An 18,153-nucleotide genomic window follows, 5' to 3' on the forward strand; every position below is an offset into this window, starting at 1 on the left:
CCGTGAACCTGACCGGCCGCTACAGCGCTGGATGATAGCGCGCGGCCGGTCAGCTTCACTACCGCTGAGCTACACCACCACCCGGGACACGACCTTTGGGAGGGCACGCAGCAGGATAACTAAATCGGTCGGAGGCAGAGTGTGACGGCCGCATTCAACGGCATTGTGCAGCAGCTGCGTCGATCGGGCGCATATGCCGAAGTCAGCAACGCGCGGGCAGCATCGGCAGCAAAAATTTGCAGTTAATCGACTTTAACCGCATGAAGTCGCAATTACTCAACAGTTGTAATGCATAAATCCCCTTGTCGAAAGACGAGCACTTTTAACTTTGGGGGTTCAAATGCGCTACTGGCCAATCGGCAAGCCCATCCGCGGGTAACATTGTCATCAGCCTAGGAATAGCCATTGTTATCATTGACACATCTCGCAGGGTGTAAACAAGTCCGTGACTAAGACAATGGTGATCCTTACAACGGCTGGCGTTAAAAATGCCCGGCTTTCCGAGCCGGGCATTTTTTTGCGTTCGCGACCGCGTCATATCCTTACCGGCATCTCATCAGTGCATGCCGATGAGCAAGGCCAAGGGGTTTCACTGCCTTTTACATAGCGCTGTACGCAGTCTTAAACAGACCGCCTACCAGATAATCAATCAAAGGCGTTCGTTACGCTACACTACTGCAACGGCCCTTCGTTGATCGCATCGACAGCTGCAGCGACGCGCGCCCAATCGTAGTGGTCTGGATCATCACCCATTATATCAAGCAGCATAGCAACGACGGGCGCGGATTCTCGCGGGCCATGTGTCTCGATGACCGCCCACGCCTTCAGCCACACTTCTCGATCACTCATCATCGAGCAAGGCCATGTGTCAGCGGCCGATCCGGGTAAACTATCTGCACAGCGCAATGAGCTGCCTTAAGGGTCCAGTCTTCCGACGAGTGCTCCAACGGCAATCACGGCCGCAATGAGTGCCCAACCCTCCCACGTTCGCGGCGTCCATCCTATTCCGACAACCTTTGGCTGAAACCATGTTTTTAGATCGTTCATCTTAATTCCATCGATGTCGAGTCGCCGTTGCACAGAGTAATTTAGACCGTCCGATACGAGGGGCAAAACCTTACATCCCCACAATGGACGAACTGACCACCTCCATTGTCGGCATCGACATCCCGGGCGAGGACAAGAGCAAGAGCACCGGCATATGTAGTACGCGCGGTGTTCGCCTGGACCAGCGGTCGCGTTGCGCCTCAAGCCGACCAACCCGTACGACGAGCACACCGTTGCCATCTTCAACGAGCGCGGCATTCAGATGGGCTATGCAAGCGCTGACGGTGCGCCGCTGATCGGCAAGCAGATGAAATCGCCGTCTTCCAGGCGATACACAAAAGCGGCACCGACATCCGGATCCGGTTCGGAGGCGGGGTGCTTACTCTGCCCGACCGGGTCCCCGCTGTTCTAAAACGCCCGCCTCCCCGCAAGGCGCGGCCGGCCCAGCGACTGGTCGACGACCCCATGCATTCTACCCCGACCAACTGGGCCCGAGTTCAGCGCTTAACATTGGTCTTCGAGTGCGGTTTGACGTATGTTTGCAATATGAAGCCCAGCAAGTTCGTCCCGTACTATGAGCGACAGTTAGGGCGAGCGCTTGGGGCTGACGAACGCGACGCGATCACTGAGGCCCGCGGCAAAAGTGTTGGGAAACGGGACGCCGTAAAAGCAATGCGTGCGGCACTGCTCAAGATGGTGCCTGAAGCGCACGCTAAAACCCGAATTTTTGATTTAACTCAACGCTCGGGAGACAACGCACCCGCGTTCCAACCTAGTGAATTTGCACCAGTGGCGGCGCAAGATCCATAGGCACCATCTTCGGCATGGTGAAGTGCATCGGCCAAAAAAGAAGCCACTAGCGGATTGTTAGATGCGTCGGCGACATGAAGCGCCCATGCGATCGCGGAACGCAAAATTTCTGCGTCGTGTCCAAAGGGCGTATTCATAGGTGGTTTTGCTACAAAGTAGATCGTCAGAGGCCAAGCCATCCTTCGACAATCAGGGTTAAAATCAATGTATGTTCCTTTTTGTCAGCGCGTACGTTTGTCGGGAATGCGCGTATTCCCAACTACCCTAGGCATAACTTGGCCGACTAACTGATCCCACGCACAGCAGCCTGCCGTTTGGCATGAGCGGACGCGGCCAACAGATCCTTCGCTGAGGCCAAAGCTGCTTCGCGTGTCATCGCCATAGCGTATCCACCAGCCTCCACTAAAACCGCGCCCTCGACGGCAATCGCGGTGAACGGGTTAATGCGCAGCGTGTCAGCCATTTGTAGACTCCTAACTTATCAATAGGAGAATACATTATCACCGGTCGGCCATCCTTGATTAGATACCGCGTTCACAACATACGTTAATTCATGCAGCTTTCTGTGCGGACGGGGCTGATTTTGACAGTTCCGCCTCGTCATCGTGATGCGGTCGTTAACGGACCATGGCGCAGCCGACGAGATGTTGATTGGACAGCGGAAACGCCGCTTCGACTTTGAGCGTGGCAGCAGGTCAATCACATGGATCAGCACCATTCGCCAACACGCTCAAACCAAGGAACCGTATGCTCTCGAGTTCATGGGGTTCGGATCGGTCATTGCGGGGTGGCCTCGGCGATCTCGTCGACGGCAGCGGCAACCTGGAGCCATTCGCTCCACCTGGGCTCCTCGTCGAGACTGTTCACAATGGCGCGGATTGCCGAGCCCGCCTCTCGCGTCCCATAGGTCTCGACGATCGCCATCGCCTTGAGCCAGACTTCTCGGTCAGTGATCATACGCGAAACCTATGCGGGGCCGACCGATTAAGGCAAACCATCCTTATGGACGAATTAACCACATCCATTGTCGGCATCGACTTTCCAAACGAGGACAAGAGCAAGAGCAACCGGCGCATGGAGTGCATGCTTTGCGCCCCGGGCGACGCGGTCGAGCTGCGCCTCGAGCCGGCCAACCCGTTCGACAATAATGCCATTGCCATCTTCAGCGATCGCGGCACCCAGCTAGGCTATGTCAGCGCCGAGCGCGCGCCGCTCATTGGCAAGCGGATGAAGGAAGGCGAGACGATCGCCGTCTTCCAGGCGATGCACGGAAGCGGCGCTTACATCCGAATACGGTTCGGAGGCGGTGTCCCTACCCTGCCCGACCCGATCCCCGATGTGCCGAAGCGCCCGCCTCCTCGCCAGGCGCGGCCAGCGCAGCGACCGGTCTACGATCCCCACGCGTTCTATCCTGACGAGGAAGGACCCGAGTGGGGAGCGTGATCAGCCAAACATATCCCGCTGGACCTCGTAGTCGGAGATGCGGAATCGCCGGCTGATGAACTCAATAAGCTGTTGACCTGCTTCGGTCGAAGCCAATTTGTAACCTTTGCAGACTTCACAATGAAAGCTCGCCCTCATTTGACCAGGTTGGGCTGGCGATGAATTTCCCGTTCCTCCGCACGCTCTGCAGGGTTCCTCAAGGTCCGGTAGACGATCGTTCTGGATGCTCATGTCGAAGGTCCTATCTAGCGCCATTGGATCCTCGAAAGTGAGGAACTGCCGCACAACGACAGCATCGACTGATCCGCTCTCCGGTTCAAGGACAGGGCTTTTAGGCAATGCTATCATGCCGGCTATTTAGCCGGGTTGCGCCCAGAGCCTACGCAGCTTCGATTAAACAAAATTGGTTTGGCATATCGGGACAGTTGCTCTACCCCATTCCTTGCCCGCTGATGGAATTCTGTCGGCATCGGCATCACCCCTTACCTTGGGCGGCTTAGGCTGCCCTTTTTTTGTGCGCTAGCTATGTGAGCGCCCGTTCTAGCCGAACGAGCATGGGTCGGAGTGGGGTGCCTGACCGATCGCTGCCCGCTGTTGCTGCCGAGCCAAGGTGCATCCGGCAAGCAGCTGATCGGACAGCGCTGACGCCGCTTCAATGTCGAGTGTGACAGCGAGGCCAGGGCCGTCGATCAGCACCAGCCCCTCATTGGCCGAGACGTATAAAACTTCAGCTCGTAAGGTGATCAGCATGCCGATTCTCCCACCGGCAATCAGCGGCCAGTGGCTGCGGATCGTTCCAAGCATTGATCCACGGCAGCACGAAATTAGATGAACTTGTCGAGTGCGGCTCTCTCGAGAAAGAGGGCCCCGATCGAGAACGGCAAGCCCCTCGCGCATATACCGATCGGCCGTGGCTAACGTATGCCCACCGCCAAACGCTGGAACGAGTTACCTCCCGCAAGACCGTTTAGGTTGATGTTTGTTAGGGCCTTATAGCTTGCCCGCCTCAACCTGCGTCAATTTCACAATATCAATCAATGTGCTTTTTAACCACGTCAAGACGGGCGTTTGAGCGTTGATCCAGTGATTTCACATAAATTCCTCATGGGGCGCGGACGCGACCAGCTTTCGATCGAGGAAATAAGAATGATCGAAAGTAAAATTGCCAACGTAATCGAGGTTCCAGCGCGAGAGCCGTTAGCATGCCGTGGGGAAGAGGTGGTCAAAAGCACACTGCTTCTAGAAGGCTTCGCATGCAGATATAAAAACGACCAGACCGGTGCGCGCCAAGCGGTCGGAATACATGTACCTGGTGACTTTGTTGATCTCCACGCGTTGCCGTTAAAGCAACTTGATCATGACATCGTAACTATTAGTGAGGTTAAGGTTGCCACATTTGACCGTCAAGACTTGACGGATATAACACAAAAATCGCCCCGCCTCGCAAATGCTTTTTGGTTTAGCACTTTGTTAGACGCCGCAATACATCGGAAATGGATATTTTCGCATGGACGACATCGTGCAGAAGCACGGATTGCAAACTTTTTATGCGAGATATACGTGCGCCTCGACATGGTCGGCCTGGTCACGGATAACGCGTTTCACTTTCCATTGACCCAGCCTGACATTGGCGAGGTGACAGGGCTTACAGGCGTTCACGTTAATCGTGTACTGCGATGGCTTCGTAATCGAGGCCTCTTTGTAGTAGACAAGCGCCGTATCCAAATCCTTGACTATGACGGACTTGCTAGGCTTGGGGAATTTGACCCGGACTACCTGTCTCATTCGTTTGCCAGACCAGAGCATGCTCCTTAAACGGAGAAGAGGTTGAGCGGACGCGATGCCGTCTTTTAGGCGATGCACGGAAGCGGCGCATACATCCGCATACGGTTCGGAGATGGTGTCCCTACCCTGCCCGACCCGGTCCCCGATGTTCCGAAGCGCCCGCCTCCCCATCACGCGCGGCCGGCGCAGCGACCGGTTTACGATTCCCACGCGTTCTATCCGGACGAAGAAGGCCCCGAGTGGGGAGCCTAAACCGGGCCGCTACTTGCCTACCGCTTGCGCCCGCTTGGCAGAAACAGAGACCACGTCAATCTGAAGTAAACCACTAGTTCGATGGTCGCTATCACCCAAAAAGTTCTCTTCGTCGCTATCACGCATGCCGCATGTTTCGGGCCTTCTAGACAGTCGCCCATCGTGAAGAGGGATAGCACGATAAGGCCGCTAAGTACGAACCCGACGCTCCAAATGATGAAAACGACGATCTTCAACGGATTCACCGAACACTCCATCCCCGGCTACCCAGCTCGCGCACCTATGCGCCGCTCAACACGCAAAGTCTCGCGGATGCTATCCTGACGAGAAAGGGCCAGAATGGGGAGCCTAGATACCGATTCGCTGCTTCCGAGAACAAAAGTTGTACCGAGGGAAAATATTTCAAGCGATCAATTGGTCTCTTGATTATCGCGTAACCCCGAGGAATCCGCGCGTCGCGCTTACATTAGAGCTTGACGGCGTTACGAACGTGAGTTTTCCGGCGAGCCGCAAACTTGCATCGGCAACCACCGTCACGTATTCAGAACAAGTTGAAGGCACCGGGCCTGAAACGCAGAAACCGCACGTAGGTGATCAGACCCAAATGCGGTTCCTGGTAAACAGCACACCTTAAGGGAGGAGCACTGCCGTGGTTCGCCAAAGGGTATATTCCGTACCTCGAGGTCGGTCAAGGTTCCTCCCAAAGGGATATAAGGAACCCTTTATATGACCCAGACCGACGACAACCGACAGTATCAGCTGACGATCCGGGGGCGCTCAATCACCGAAGATGAGCGCGGTTGGATATGTCTCGACGACCTATGGACTGCTGCTGAGGGAGATACCTCTCAAAAGCCGGCTCATTGGAGAATTGGAAAGGCAGCGCAGCGGCTAGTTTCCGCCCTCGCGGAAAAGATCAGAATTTCTGATAATATGTCGAATGATGACGAAGCCGCTGTGATCTATGCCAAGCCGGGCCGGGGTAACAAGGGCACATTTGCTCACCCCGTAGTAGCAGCCGCGTACGCCGGATATCTGAGCCCTGCTTTAGAGGTAGAGGTCCGCGAGGTATGGCTTCGTTATCGGGCCGCCGATGAAACGCTCGCTGATGACATTTTGCAGCGTGCGAGCGCCGAAGCCAATCAATGGGCGGGCGTGCGAGCGCTTTCGAGATCCAAGCGGGTGGCATTTACGGACGCCTTGAAAGATCACGGTGTCGAAGAAAAGGGGTACATGCATTGCACAGAGGCAACGTATACTCACTTGCTCGGAGCCCCATCGTATAAGCTGCGCGCAGAGCGCGGTTTCAAGAAGGGGAATTTGCGTGATCAGTTCAACAGTTCTGACCTCGCTTTCATCATGGCAGCAGAGTCGTTGGCGGCTGAGCGGATCGAAGAAGAGAATTGCCATGGCAATGCCGAGTGCATTCAAGCTGCGGGATTAGGCGCGGCAGCAATTCGGGCAGCCGTCGAGGCGGATCGAGCAAGCCGCAAGCGTGCAGCTTAAAGATCGTGCGCAGGCAGGAGCCTGCGCACCTTCAGTTGCCGTGTTCTATCTTGATGAGGAAGGGCTGGACTTCGGGGCTTAGACTTCCCCTCAGCTTTGACGGAAAGTCCGACGACCCCGTCCCCGACCATCTGGTCGAGGTGGCGTCGGGGCCGGTGATCCGCCGCCAGACCGCCGCCTGCGAGATCCCAATGAAGAACGACGTCCCGGCGGCCCATCCATAATTGCCGTGGTTGACGTTCTTGCTCTGGAACCCGAGGGCGAAGACCTGGACGAAGCTGACCAGCGCGAGGATGACGAGGGTCATGCGGCGAGCTCCCGAATGTATTGCAGACGCCGCTTCACGCCTTGCGCGGTACGCCCGATCCGCTTTCCGATGACGGAATAGGCCAGACCGCTCGCCCGCAATGAGATCGCGGCGTTTGTCTCCTCGGCTGTCCAGTCTGGCTTCATGCCGCCATCCTTTCGAGTTTATCGGCATATGCCCGCACACCCGACCACTCGTCAGGCGTGCCGGCGAACAGACGAAGTCGGTAGCGGTGATGGTTCTGAGCGAGACTGGTGCTGTCACAGCTCACGAACGGGTAGTCTCCACCGACCGCGACACCGCGGAGCATGTGGAGGGGGTGCCAGTAATTCCCCAGAAGCGCCGCGACCTCGTCCATGCGCCGACGATACGCATCACATCCGACAGGCTCACGCTTCGGGTCACCTATCCAACCAAGGCAGACCCGATCGTACCGCTCGCATAGGCGCGCCAAGCGGTCGAGCGGGCCATCCATGCGCCAGACTGGCGCGCCTCGCGACCGACCGTATGGCCAGTCGTTCAATAAGCCGTCGTTGATCTGGGACGGTGCGGCAGGACGGTCAGGGATCACCGCCCAGCGCCCGGCTTCATAGAGCCTGCCCGCAAGCCAATTATAGTACGGGGTCCAGTCGGAGCGGCCTGCCTCAATTGGGTCAATGCCAGCCCGCACGGCCTGCATCCAGAAGCTGAACGCTCCGTTGTCATACATGATATGCGGCGCCATCGCCTCGACCGCCTCGACACTATCGGGCCGATAGTAGCTGACGCAGAACGATCGGCCGGAAACGGCGTCTAGCGCGGGAGCGGGCGTCACCGGCGTGCCGTGATAAACGGTTGCCATCAGCGTTCCCACCGCGCGTAGATACGCTCGAGCGGGCGAGACACGTCGACCTGCACACACATGTTATCGTTGACCCGCTCGGCTATCCGCTGAGCGATGTCTTCACCCCACGAAAGCTCAACGCCAAGCTCGGTGTGATCGAGACGGCGTAGGATCGCGGCAAGCTGCTCTTGCCGATGCGCCGCGTTCGGCCGCCCGGTGAACCAAGCCGTCACTTCCCAGCTATGACCGTGGAGCGCACCTGACTTGAGGTCGCGGTGGGCGGCGCAGAATATGCCGCCGACGCCGGTCAACGTCCTCACGACGGACACCGCGAATTAACTGCATTGAGGCTCTGACGGTTTTCCATTTCACACCCTTCGTCTCGGTGGAAACAGCGGAGGTTTTCCGGTATTCTCGCGTCAGAAGCGCAGAGTTCTGCCGTGTCGGGTTAATTGACAAATAACCAATTCCGACCCTGCGCAAACGGCGCAATTGCGCGCTTGGCACGAGCGTTGCTAGGTTGCCGGAATGTGGAAACGTTTCTGCCGCCTGTTCGTGATCAAGACCAAGTTCGAGGCGTATCTCGTCATCTACGGGCTCGGTCTCGGGGCGGTCGAACGTGGCAGCCATTATCTGGAGCAGTATCCCGGCTATGGCGGCTGGCTGCTCGCGGCGGCCTGTTCGACCGCGGTGTTCATGGCGGGCGGGCGGCTGATCGACTCGGTCGACCAGTCGCGCGACTGATCGCGCTTTTGCGGCCAACAGTATAAGTTCGTCGCACACCGCGTCCGCGGGCCTATCTGGGACGCAATGACCGGGCTCACACATCTGCAACGCCTCGAAGCCGAGAGCATCCACATCCTGCGCGAAGTCGTCGCCGAGGCCGAGCGCCCGGTGATGCTCTATTCGGTCGGCAAGGATTCCGCCGTGATGCTGCATCTGGCGAAGAAGGCGTTCTTCCCCGCGCGTCCGCCCTTCCCGCTGCTGCATGTCGACACGACGTGGAAATTCCGCGCGATGTACGACCTGCGCGATCGTGCTGCAGCGGAAGCCGGGATGGAACTGATCGTCCACACCAATCCCGAGGCGGAAGCGCTCGGGATCAATCCGTTCGACCATGGCAGCCGCCACACCGACATGTGGAAGACCGACGGGCTGAAGCAGGCGCTGACCGCGGGCGGCTATGATGCGGCGTTTGGCGGCGCGCGGCGCGACGAGGAGAAGAGCCGCGCCAAGGAGCGCATCTTCAGCTTCCGCTCGGCAAGCCATGGATGGGACCCGAAAGCGCAGCGCCCAGAGCTCTGGCGTCTGTACAATACGCGGATCGCGAAGGGCGAGAGCATCCGCGTCTTCCCGCTGTCCAACTGGACCGAACTCGACATCTGGCAATATATCCTGGCCGAAGGGATCGAGATCGTCCCGCTCTACTTCGCCGCGCCGCGGCCGACCGTCGAGCGCGACGGGATGCTGCTGATGGTCGATGACGAACGGTTCCGTTTTCGCGAAGGCGAAGTCGCGGTCGATCGGTCGATCCGCTTCCGGACGCTCGGCTGCTACCCGCTAACCGGCGCGGTCGAAAGTGAGGCGGCGACGCTGCCCGACGTCATCCAGGAAATGCTGCTGACGACGACCAGCGAGCGTCAGGGCCGCGCGATCGACCATGATCAGGCGGCGAGCATGGAGAAGAAGAAGCGCGAGGGGTATTTCTGATGTCCGCCTATACGCCCGAGGCGCTGATCGCGTCGGATATCGACGCCTATCTCGATACGCATGCGAACAAATCGATGCTGCGTTTCATTACCTGCGGCTCGGTCGACGACGGCAAGTCGACGCTGATCGGCCGGCTGCTCTATGATTCCAAGACGATCTTCGAGGATCAGCTCGCAGCACTCGAGGCGGACAGCCGCCGGGTCGGCACGCAGGGTCAGAATATCGATTTCGCGCTGCTGGTCGACGGTCTTGCCGCGGAGCGCGAACAGGGCATCACGATCGACGTCGCCTATCGTTTTTTCTCGACCGAAAAGCGCAAGTTCATCGTCGCGGACACGCCGGGGCACGAGCAATATACGCGCAACATGGTCACTGGCGCGTCGACCGCGGACCTTGCCGTCATCCTGATCGATGCGCGCAAGGGCGTACTGACCCAGACCCGCCGTCACAGCTATCTGGCGCACCTTGTCGGCATCCGCGAGATCGTGCTTGCGGTGAACAAGATGGATCTGGTCGGCCATGACGAGGCGCGGTTCGACGCGATCGTCGCGGACTATCGCGCCTTTGCCGCGTCGATCGGTATCGACCGCTTCACCGCGTTCCCGCTGTCGGGGCTGACCGGCGAGAATGTCGCGACCCAAGCGGCGACGATGCCCTGGTACACCGGTCTGCCGCTGCTCGCGCATCTGGAGACCGTGCCGATCGACGTCGACGCGCGCCAGGCGCAGCCCTTCCGGCTGCCCGTGCAATGGGTGAATCGCCCCGATCTTGATTTTCGCGGCTTTGCCGGCATGATCGCCAGCGGCACCGTGCGCCCCGGCGACAGCGTCCGCGTCGTCCCGTCGGGAAAGACGACGACCGTCGCGCGGATCGTCGCGCTCGGCGGTGACCTGACCGAGGCGGTCGCCGGCCAGTCCGTGACGATCGTGCTCGCCGACGAGGTCGATTGCTCGCGCGGCGACGTGATCGCCGCCGCCGATGCGCCGCCCGAGGCCGCCGACCAGTTCCTCGCGACCATCGTCTGGATGTCCGACACGCCGCTGGTACCGGGCCGCGGCTATCAGCTGAAGCTCGGCACGCAGGTCGTCGGGGCGACGGTCCAGCCGCCGCGTCACGTCGTCGACGTGAACACGCAGGCCGAATTGTCCGCCTCGACGCTCGCGCTCAACGATATCGGGGTCGCGGAAGTCTATGCCGACCGCGCGATCGTGTTCGAGCCTTATGCCGACGGTGCCGATCTCGGCGGCTTCATCCTGATCGATCGCGCCACCAATGCGACCGTCGCGGCGGGGATGATCGGATCGGCGCTGCGCCGAGCCCAGAACGTCCATTGGCAGTCGATCGACGTCACGCGCGAGGCGCATGCCGCGCAAAAGGGTCAGTCGCCCATGATTCTCTGGTTCACCGGCCTGTCGGGCTCGGGCAAGTCGACGATCGCGAACCTGGTCGAGAAGAAGCTGTTCGCGCTCGGCCGGCACAGCTTCCTGCTCGACGGCGACAATATCCGTCACGGGCTCAACCGCGACCTCGATTTCACCGAAGCCGGGCGGATCGAGAATATCCGCCGGATCGGCGAGGTCGCACGACTGATGGCGGATGCCGGGCTGATCGTGCTGACCGCGTTCATCTCGCCGTTCCGCGCCGAGCGGGACATGGTGCGTTCGATGGTCGCTCCGGGCGAGTTCGTCGAGATCTTCGTCGACACGCCGCTTGCGTCTGCCGAGGCGCGCGACGTCAAAGGGTTGTACGCCAAGGCACGCGCCGGCGAGATCGCCGATTTCACCGGCATATCGAGCCCGTACGAGGCGCCGCAGCGTCCCGACATCCGGATCGATACGACCCGCGAGAGCCCGGAGGCCGCAGCCGAGCGCATCGTCGAACATGTCATCGGCGTCTGGAGCTACGACCTGTGACGACCGACCTGACCGATGCCGGACTCGCGCGCTCGGTGGCGCTAGAGGCAGGCGCGCTCCTGCAGGAAATCCGGGCGCGAGGGACGATCGCGGGGGCGGCGATGGGGGCTGCGGGCGACCACGAGGCCAATATGCTGATCATCGACCGGCTGCGCGCCGAACGCCCGGACGATTTCATCCTGTCCGAAGAATCGCTCGACGATCGCAGCCGCTGTGCGGCGCGGCGCGTCTGGATCGTCGACCCGCTCGACGGCACGCGCGAATATGCCGAGGGTCTCGACGACTGGGCGGTGCATATCGGCCTCGCGATCGATGGCGTCCCGCGCGTCGGTGCGGTCGCCGTGCCTGCGCGCGACGCGGTCTTCGCGACCGACGATCCGGCACGGCCCTGGGCACCCGCTGGCGAACCGCTGCGGATCGTCGTCAGCCGCTCGCGTGCGCCGGACATCGCCCGTCGCGTCGGTGTCGCGATGGGGGCGACGATGGTGCCGATGGGATCTGCGGGTGCCAAAGCGATGGCCGTCGTCGATGGCCGGGCCGACGCCTATCTGCATGACGGAGGCCAGTATGAGTGGGACAATTGCGCCCCGGCTGCGGTTGCAATCGCCGCGGGATTGCATGCGTCGCGGATCGACGGCAGCCCGCTGGTCTACAACTGCGTCGATCCGCTGCTCCCCGATCTGCTGATCTGCCGTCCCGAACTCGCGGCGTCGATTCTTGAGGCCTTGGCTGCCGCGCGCGACTAGCCGGCCTTCGTTCGCAGGTGGAGATAGCGGCTCGAAAAGTCCGCGACCTCGCGCAACGCGGTCCAGCTTGGTATGTCGATCCGTCGCTTTGTGCGGACGATCAGTCCCTCGCTTTCGAGTAGCTTCATCGTCCGGTTGACATGGACCGCGGTCAGCCCAAGCGCGTCGCCGATCTGTTCCTGCGACATCGGCAATTCATAGCCCCTGGCCCCGTCGAGACCCTGCGCGTCGAGCCGCGCCGCGAACTCGCACAGGAAATGCGCCAGCCGGGTCCGGGCGTCGCGCCGCCCGACGTTCAGCGCCCATTCGCGGAAGATCGATCCCTCGACCAGCGTGTTGACGAACAGCGCGTGCCCGATTGCCGGATGCGACAAGGCCAGGCTCTGCAGCGCCGCGCGCGGAATGATCGCCACCTCGGCGCGCGTCAGCGTCTGGACGTTGTGGTCCGCGAGATCGAGAAACAGATGCTGGAGATCGAGCGGCTCGCCGGGAATGTGCAGCGACACGATCTGCCGCAACCCGTCGCCGGTGACCTTCTTGCGAAACGCATAGCCCGAAACCAGCACCGAGCAATGCTCGAGACTGTCGCCCTCGCGGACCAGATAGGCCGACGCGTCGAAGGTGCGGACATGGTGCGGCAGGGCCTGGATCGCCTCGCGATCCCGTCGGTCGAGCGTCGCATGGGTTTCGAGCTTCCGGATCATCAGCGCGAGAGGCGATGATGCAGTCTTTGCGGGGGTCGGGGACGATGGAGCGATGGCCAACGCAGTTCTCCAGTCGGTGTGACGGGAGCGCGCGCATCTCTCTGTCGTCGGCGGTCAGGAACGGACCAACGATGGTAGCGCTATAGCAGGCTGGCGCGCCACGACCAGCACTGTCAATCGGGGGTTGGTTAGAGGGCCTGCCGCTCAGCGCGGATGCAGGCGGGCCAGCGCAATCCCGGCAAGATTGTGGGACCGGCCGACATGGCGGATCTTCACCGTCTCGAACGTCGCCGCGAGCGTCTGAAAGGCGTCGCGGTGCGCGCGAAGCTCAGCCGATCGACAGCGCGCAGTACCACGCGCCTGCCCCACCACCAGCGCGGAGTCCCCGCGCAGATCGACCGAGACCGCGCCAAGCTCGCGGGCGACTCGCAGCGCATGGATCGCCGCCAGCCATTCCGCATCACTGTTGGTGCCGTGCCCGCAGTCGTCCAGGATATGGGTCACGCCGCGAACGACGACGCCGATCTCGATGCGCCCCGGGTTCGGACGACATCCGCCGTCGAAGAACAGCTTAAGCGGAACGCTGGACATCGTCGTCACCATCCGGAGACGTCCGGCCCGCCCAGGCGAGCGCGCCGCCGACGACCAGCAGGATCATGCCTGCCTTGCCGGACCCCCGACGCAGCGCACCCAGCCCGCCGACCGCGAGCAGAACTGACGGCATCGGCGCGCGCGCGGCCCGCGATGCGGCCGCGGTCTGCGCGGTTCGCACGCCACGGCGCGGTTCTGCCATATCGGGCGTGTGTGATGGCGGGGGCGTCGTCACGGTCGCATCGGCAACGGCAGCGCCACGCGCACCGGCCGGGCGTTCGGGCCCTGTGGTCGTATCGCGGGTGGTGCGATGCTCAAGCTCTGCGTTGAGCTCGGCGCCGAGCAGGAAGACATAGGCGGACAGCCACAGCCAGGTCAGCAGCACGACCACCGCGCTCAGCGAGCCATAGGTCGCGCCGTAATTCCCGAAATTGGCGACGTAGAAACCGAAGCCGATAGTCGCGGCGAGCCAGATCAGCGTCGCTGCAAGCGACCCCGGGGTCAGCCACGCCCATTTGGCATGCGCGCGGTTCGGCCCGTACCGGTACAGGCACGCCGCTGCTGTGACGGCGAGCATTGCCAGCACCGCATAGCTGGTAAGCCGCAGCAGCGTCAGGACGAAATCGGGAGCCCCCGGTATCATGCTGTCGAGCAATGCGAAGGCCGCGGTCGACAGCGCGGCGGTCAGCGCCAGAACCACCGCGCCCGCGGTGATGGAGAATGCGAGGATATACAGCGCGAAGAACCCGCGGGTCTCGCGTTCTTCATATGCGATGTTGAGCGCCGTGACGATCGACGATGCCCCCTTCGACGCACCATAGAGCGCAAGCGCGAGTGCTAAGATCAGCCCGAACCCCTTCTTGCCCTCCGACGTGCCGACCACGGTGGCGAGCTGGTCGCCGATGACTTTGGCGGCGTCCGCCGGCAGCACCTGGAACAGGCCGCGGATATTGGCGACGACCGTCGCCGTGTCCGCGACCAGGCCGTAGATCAGCACGATCGAGGCGAGCAGCGGCACGATCGCCGCGAATGCGTAAAAGGCGGTGCCCGCGGCGATCAGGCCGATATTATCGTCGCTGGCTTCGGCCCAGCTGCGCTTCAGCACCGACCACCAGGTGGCCATCGACATCGACCACGGGCTTGTCGCGTCGACGGGTGCGTCGCCGTTTGCCACTGCATTACTCACTCACAGATCCCCTTGGCCGCCCATCGCGCCGTCCCGATCCCTTGCAAACGCCGCGGCCGCGATTTCGTGCCGCGGCCGGAACAGGTCAGAGGTCGCGCAACGCCCTGGCCGGCCTCGCACTCAGGATCGGCCAGGCCCCGATCAGCCCGATCGCCATCGTCAGCCCCGCACCTACGATCAGCGTCGCGAACACCGCCGGATAGCTCGGCAGCCATGTGAACGCGAAGACCTGCGTGACGACATACCACGCCCCCCCCAGCCCCAGCAGCAGCGCCACTGCGGACAGGATCACCGTCAGAAACGCATATTCGAGCGCCTGGACGCCGAGCACCTGGAGACGCGTCGCGCCGAGCGTGCGCAGGATCACCCCGTCATAGGTCCGGGCTTCGCGCGCCGCGGCGATCGCGCCGATCAGCACAGCGATACCGGCAAGGATCGCGACCGACGCCGCCGCGGTGATCGCGGTCGCCATCTGCCCCACGATCGTCCGCAACTGCCCCAGCACGTCGCGGACCTCGATCACCGAAACAGACGGAAACCGCGGGAGCAGCGCACGCATCACCGCCCCCTCCTCGCCACGGTTGAGATCGATCGTCGCCGCCAGATTATGCGGTGCGTCGGCGATCGCGTTGGGCGAGAAGACCATGACGAAGTTGAAGCCGAGCGTATCCCAGCTGATCCGCCGGAACGACGCGATCCGCGCGCTCCGCTCGACACCCAGCAGGCTGTACTGGATCGGATCGCCGATCTTCAGACTGAGAACCTTGGCCAGCCGCTCGTCGATCGACACCAGCGGCGGCCCGGCATAGCCGCGCGGCCACCAGCGTCCCGCGGTAATCTGGCTGCCGTCCGGCAGCGTCTCGGCATAGGTCAAGCCGCGTTCGCCACGCAGCGCCCAGGCGCCTTCGGGCAAGGTCTTGAGATCGGCGACACGCGTTGTGGCATAGCCCGTGATCGTCCCGCGCATCGCGGGCACGGTGGTCACGACCGGCTTGCGCGCGGCCTCAGCGACCGTGCGGCGGAATTCGGCTTCGCGCTGCGGCGGGACGTCGAGTGCGAACAACGCGGGCGCGCGCTGCGGAACGGTCCGCGCTATATTCGCGTCGATGCTCGTCCGGATTGCGGCCAGCAGGACGAACAGCGTCAGCCCCAGACCAAGTGCAACGACCAGCGTGCCGGTCCGAGCGCCGGGACGGTGCAGTGCTGCAACCGCAAGCCTGAGCAAAGGCTGGCGCGCTCGCGGCAATCGCGCAGCCGCGATCCGGATGAGCCAGCCGAACCCGGCGAGGAGGAGCAGCACGGCCGCGACCGCCGCAAGGAACCCCGCGCTGAGCCAGGGCTGTTCCGCGGTCAGCAGCGTGAGCGCGACGAGTGCAAGCCCGCCACCGGCAACCCACGGCAGCGTCCGGCGCAACGGTACGCGCCGCTGGCCGGCATTGCCACGCAACAGCACGACCGCCGGCACACTTCCGGCTTCGACCAGTGCTGGCGCGGTAAAGGCCAGCGCGATCACCATGCCATAAGCGGCGGCAAGCAGCAGCGGCACGGGCTGCACCGCAAAGCTCGGCGCGACCGGCAGCACGTCGCCCGCGAGCGCGACGATCAACGGCACCGCCGCGGCGCCGGCGATCAAACCGGCTAGAATGCCGATCCCGGCGACAACGACGATCTGAATCAGATAGACCCGGGCGATCATCCCGGACGTCGCACCAAGCACCTTGAGCGCGGCGATGCTCTGCCGCCGTGCGGCGAGATAGGACGAGACGCCATTCCCGACGCCGATACCGGCGATGACGAGCGCGGAGAGGCCGACGAGCAACAGGAACTGGCCCATTCGCTGGACGAAGCGTTCTGCACCGGGCGCGGCACGGTCGCGGGTCTTGCTTTCCCAGCCCGCGGACGGGAATGCCCCCTTGATCCGATCGACCGCGCGCGTTGGCGCGAGTCCCGACGTGAGGCGGACGCGATATTTGGTTTCGTACAGGCTGCCGGGCTGGATCAGGCCGGTCCGCGCAATCCCGGGGAGCGAAACGATCGCGACGGGCCCCAGCGTGAAGCCTTCGCCCAGCCGGTCAGGCTCCTCGGCGAGGACATGGTCGACCACGAACTCGGCCGTACCCAGCCGGATCCGGGCGCCGCGGCCGACGCCTAGCCGGTCGGCGAGCGCGGGCGCGATCCAGATCCCCGAGTCACGGGGCGGTTCCGCTACGCCACCATCGGCAAACCGGACCGTGCCGTAGAGCGGATAGGCGCGGTCGACGCCCTTCAGTTCGATCGGGACGCTGGCCGCACCGCGAACCGCCGTCGCCTGCATGCGCACCGTCTCCGATACGGTGCCGAGCGCGGCCATCGCGCGGCGCTCCTCGGGCGTCGCGGCGCGCTGCGACGTGGCGAATTCGACGTCGCCGCCCAGGATCGTGCTCCCGCGACTTGCCAGTTCGCCGTCGATCGCGCGGGTCAGGCTGCCGATCGCCGCCAGCGCGCCGACCCCCAAGAACAGACAGGCAAGCAGCAGTCGCAGGCCGCGGAACCGGAGATTGAGCTCGCGCCTGGCCAGACGCCAGGCGAGCCGCCAGTCGGTCATGCCCCCGCGCCCGTCACGGACCGCAACTGGTCGCGGACGATACGCCCGTCACCGAGTTCGACGACCCGATCGCACCGCGCCGCAAGGACCGGATCATGCGTGATGATGATCAGCGTCGCGCCCGTCGCCGCGCGTCGATCGAACAGCAGGTCCATCACCGCCGCACCCGTCGCGGCATCGAGGTTGCCCGTCGGCTCGTCCGCGAAGACGAGGTCCGGCCGCGGTCCCAGCGCGCGAGCGATCGCGACACGCTGCTGCTCCCCGCCCGACAGCTGGGTCGGATAATGCCCGGTCCGGTGGCCGAGCCCGACCGCCTCCAGCTCATCGGCGGCGCGTGCGAACGCATCGGCCATGCCGGCAAGCTCCATCGGGACGGCGACGTTTTCCAGCGCCGTCATCGTCGGCAACAGATGAAATGCCTGGAGCACGATGCCGATACGACCGCGCCGCGCGCGCGCCAGCGCATCCTCGTCGAGCGCGCCAAAATCGAGTCCCGCAACCTCGACCTGCCCGCCGCTCGCCTGTTCGAGCCCGGACAGCACCGCCATCAGCGACGATTTGCCCGACCCCGAAGGCCCGAGCAGTGCCACGCTGCTGCCCCGCGCAATGTCGAGATCGATGCCCTTGAGGATCGCGGTCGCCGCACTCGCGCTGCCGAGCGTCAGCGTGACATTGCGGGCCGATATCACCATATCGTCGGAGGTTGATCGGGACATGGAGCACTTTACGTTGGAGCGATACAGGCC

General features: G+C 62.6%; 20 protein-coding genes and 1 pseudogene. 8 read left to right on the plus strand and 13 right to left on the minus strand.

The window, feature by feature from the left end:
- Nucleotides 1-1,228: 1,228 nt before the first annotated feature.
- Nucleotides 1,229-1,459 (plus strand): annotated as a pseudogene (locus FHY04_RS22245) (hypothetical protein); the annotation flags it as partial.
- A gap of 681 nt (nt 1,460-2,140) precedes the next feature.
- Here FHY04_RS22245 and FHY04_RS04000 read toward each other — a convergent pair.
- Both FHY04_RS04000 and FHY04_RS04005 read right to left on the minus strand, forming a co-directional pair.
- Nucleotides 2,141-2,320, minus strand: coding sequence for a hypothetical protein (locus tag FHY04_RS04000; RefSeq protein WP_183935489.1), 180 nt, complete (start codon nt 2,318-2,320; stop codon nt 2,141-2,143).
- A 314-nt stretch (nt 2,321-2,634) separates the two neighbouring features.
- Nucleotides 2,635-2,814 carry a hypothetical protein gene (locus tag FHY04_RS04005; protein ID WP_159510873.1) on the minus strand — a complete coding sequence of 60 codons (180 nt, stop codon included), beginning with the start codon at nt 2,812-2,814 and terminating at the stop codon, nt 2,635-2,637.
- Between the two features lie 45 nt (nt 2,815-2,859).
- Between FHY04_RS04005 and FHY04_RS04010 the strand changes: the two genes are divergently transcribed.
- Nucleotides 2,860-3,300, plus strand: a complete 441-nt coding sequence (locus tag FHY04_RS04010) for an HIRAN domain-containing protein (RefSeq protein WP_183935490.1) — start codon at nt 2,860-2,862, stop codon at nt 3,298-3,300.
- On the opposite strand, the gene FHY04_RS04015 is transcribed toward FHY04_RS04010, so the two are convergent.
- Both FHY04_RS04015 and FHY04_RS04020 read right to left on the minus strand, forming a co-directional pair.
- Entirely contained in the window at nt 3,301-3,648 is a 348-nt protein-coding gene (locus FHY04_RS04015; protein WP_311723615.1) for a hypothetical protein, read from the minus strand.
- Between the two features lie 192 nt (nt 3,649-3,840).
- On the minus strand, nt 3,841-4,104 hold the full coding sequence (locus FHY04_RS04020) for a hypothetical protein (protein WP_221211640.1): 264 nt from the start codon (nt 4,102-4,104) through the stop codon (nt 3,841-3,843).
- Nucleotides 4,105-4,368: 264 nt separating this feature from the next.
- On the opposite strand from FHY04_RS04020, the gene FHY04_RS04025 reads away from it, so the two are divergent.
- Together FHY04_RS04025 and FHY04_RS04030 are read left to right on the plus strand one after the other, a co-directional pair.
- Nucleotides 4,369-5,115 carry a Crp/Fnr family transcriptional regulator gene (locus FHY04_RS04025; RefSeq protein WP_260171316.1) on the plus strand — a complete coding sequence of 249 codons (747 nt, stop codon included), beginning with the start codon at nt 4,369-4,371 and terminating at the stop codon, nt 5,113-5,115.
- A gap of 948 nt (nt 5,116-6,063) precedes the next feature.
- Entirely contained in the window at nt 6,064-6,843 is a 780-nt protein-coding gene (locus FHY04_RS04030) for a KilA-N domain-containing protein (protein ID WP_183935493.1), read from the plus strand.
- Nucleotides 6,844-6,874: 31 nt separating this feature from the next.
- Here FHY04_RS04030 and FHY04_RS04035 read toward each other — a convergent pair whose 3' ends face one another.
- The 4 genes from FHY04_RS04035 to FHY04_RS04050 are packed head-to-tail and all read right to left on the minus strand — an operon-like array spanning nt 6,875 to nt 8,284.
- The gene (locus tag FHY04_RS04035; RefSeq protein ID WP_183935494.1) at nt 6,875-7,150 is read right to left on the minus strand and encodes a hypothetical protein; all 276 of its coding nucleotides are present in this window, start codon (nt 7,148-7,150) and stop codon (nt 6,875-6,877) included.
- Nucleotides 7,147-7,296 carry a hypothetical protein gene (locus FHY04_RS04040; protein ID WP_183935495.1) on the minus strand — a complete coding sequence of 50 codons (150 nt, stop codon included), beginning with the start codon at nt 7,294-7,296 and terminating at the stop codon, nt 7,147-7,149. Before FHY04_RS04040 ends, FHY04_RS04035 begins: the two co-directional genes overlap by 4 nt.
- Nucleotides 7,293-7,991 (minus strand): hypothetical protein, encoded by a 699-nt coding sequence (locus FHY04_RS04045; RefSeq protein WP_183935496.1) that lies wholly within the window; start codon nt 7,989-7,991, stop codon nt 7,293-7,295. The genes FHY04_RS04040 and FHY04_RS04045 overlap by 4 nt, the downstream gene beginning before the upstream one ends.
- Entirely contained in the window at nt 7,991-8,284 is a 294-nt protein-coding gene (locus tag FHY04_RS04050; RefSeq protein ID WP_221211641.1) for a 6-carboxytetrahydropterin synthase, read from the minus strand. The genes FHY04_RS04045 and FHY04_RS04050 overlap by 1 nt, the downstream gene beginning before the upstream one ends.
- 217 nt (nt 8,285-8,501) lie before the next feature.
- Here FHY04_RS04050 and FHY04_RS04055 point away from each other — a divergent pair, with 217 nt between their 5' ends.
- The 4 genes from FHY04_RS04055 (at nt 8,502) to FHY04_RS04070 (ending at nt 12,342) form a co-directional block, all read left to right on the plus strand.
- Nucleotides 8,502-8,717, plus strand: coding sequence for a hypothetical protein (locus FHY04_RS04055; protein WP_031441137.1), 216 nt, complete (start codon nt 8,502-8,504; stop codon nt 8,715-8,717).
- A 66-nt stretch (nt 8,718-8,783) separates the two neighbouring features.
- Complete coding sequence (gene cysD, locus FHY04_RS04060; RefSeq protein WP_183935498.1) at nt 8,784-9,683, plus strand: sulfate adenylyltransferase subunit CysD; 900 nt, start codon at nt 8,784-8,786, stop codon at nt 9,681-9,683.
- Entirely contained in the window at nt 9,683-11,596 is a 1,914-nt protein-coding gene (cysN, locus tag FHY04_RS04065) for a sulfate adenylyltransferase subunit CysN (RefSeq protein ID WP_183935499.1), read from the plus strand. The genes cysD and cysN overlap by 1 nt, the downstream gene beginning before the upstream one ends.
- Nucleotides 11,593-12,342 carry a 3'(2'),5'-bisphosphate nucleotidase CysQ gene (locus FHY04_RS04070; RefSeq protein ID WP_311723623.1) on the plus strand — a complete coding sequence of 250 codons (750 nt, stop codon included), beginning with the start codon at nt 11,593-11,595 and terminating at the stop codon, nt 12,340-12,342. The genes cysN and FHY04_RS04070 overlap by 4 nt, the downstream gene beginning before the upstream one ends.
- Here the strand turns inward: FHY04_RS04070 and FHY04_RS04075 are convergent.
- The 5 genes from FHY04_RS04075 to FHY04_RS04095 form a co-directional block, all read right to left on the minus strand.
- A complete protein-coding gene (locus tag FHY04_RS04075; protein ID WP_183935500.1) occupies nt 12,339-13,046 on the minus strand; it encodes a Crp/Fnr family transcriptional regulator in 708 nt (235 codons plus the stop codon). The two genes, FHY04_RS04070 and FHY04_RS04075, sit on opposite strands and share 4 nt — an antisense overlap.
- A 204-nt stretch (nt 13,047-13,250) precedes the next feature.
- On the minus strand, nt 13,251-13,637 hold the full coding sequence (locus FHY04_RS04080) for a ribonuclease HI family protein (RefSeq protein WP_183935501.1): 387 nt from the start codon (nt 13,635-13,637) through the stop codon (nt 13,251-13,253).
- Nucleotides 13,618-14,823 carry a YihY/virulence factor BrkB family protein gene (locus FHY04_RS04085; protein ID WP_311723626.1) on the minus strand — a complete coding sequence of 402 codons (1,206 nt, stop codon included), beginning with the start codon at nt 14,821-14,823 and terminating at the stop codon, nt 13,618-13,620. Before FHY04_RS04085 ends, FHY04_RS04080 begins: the two co-directional genes overlap by 20 nt.
- 85 nt (nt 14,824-14,908) lie before the next feature.
- Entirely contained in the window at nt 14,909-17,407 is a 2,499-nt protein-coding gene (locus FHY04_RS04090) for an ABC transporter permease (RefSeq protein ID WP_183935502.1), read from the minus strand.
- The gene (locus FHY04_RS04095) at nt 17,404-18,123 is read right to left on the minus strand and encodes an ABC transporter ATP-binding protein (protein ID WP_183935503.1); all 720 of its coding nucleotides are present in this window, start codon (nt 18,121-18,123) and stop codon (nt 17,404-17,406) included. Before FHY04_RS04095 ends, FHY04_RS04090 begins: the two co-directional genes overlap by 4 nt.
- Nucleotides 18,124-18,153: the final 30 nt, after the last annotated feature.

This window comes from Sphingomonas sp. BK481, from assembly GCF_014194875.1.
GTDB lineage: Bacteria > Pseudomonadota > Alphaproteobacteria > Sphingomonadales > Sphingomonadaceae > Sphingomonas > Sphingomonas aerolata.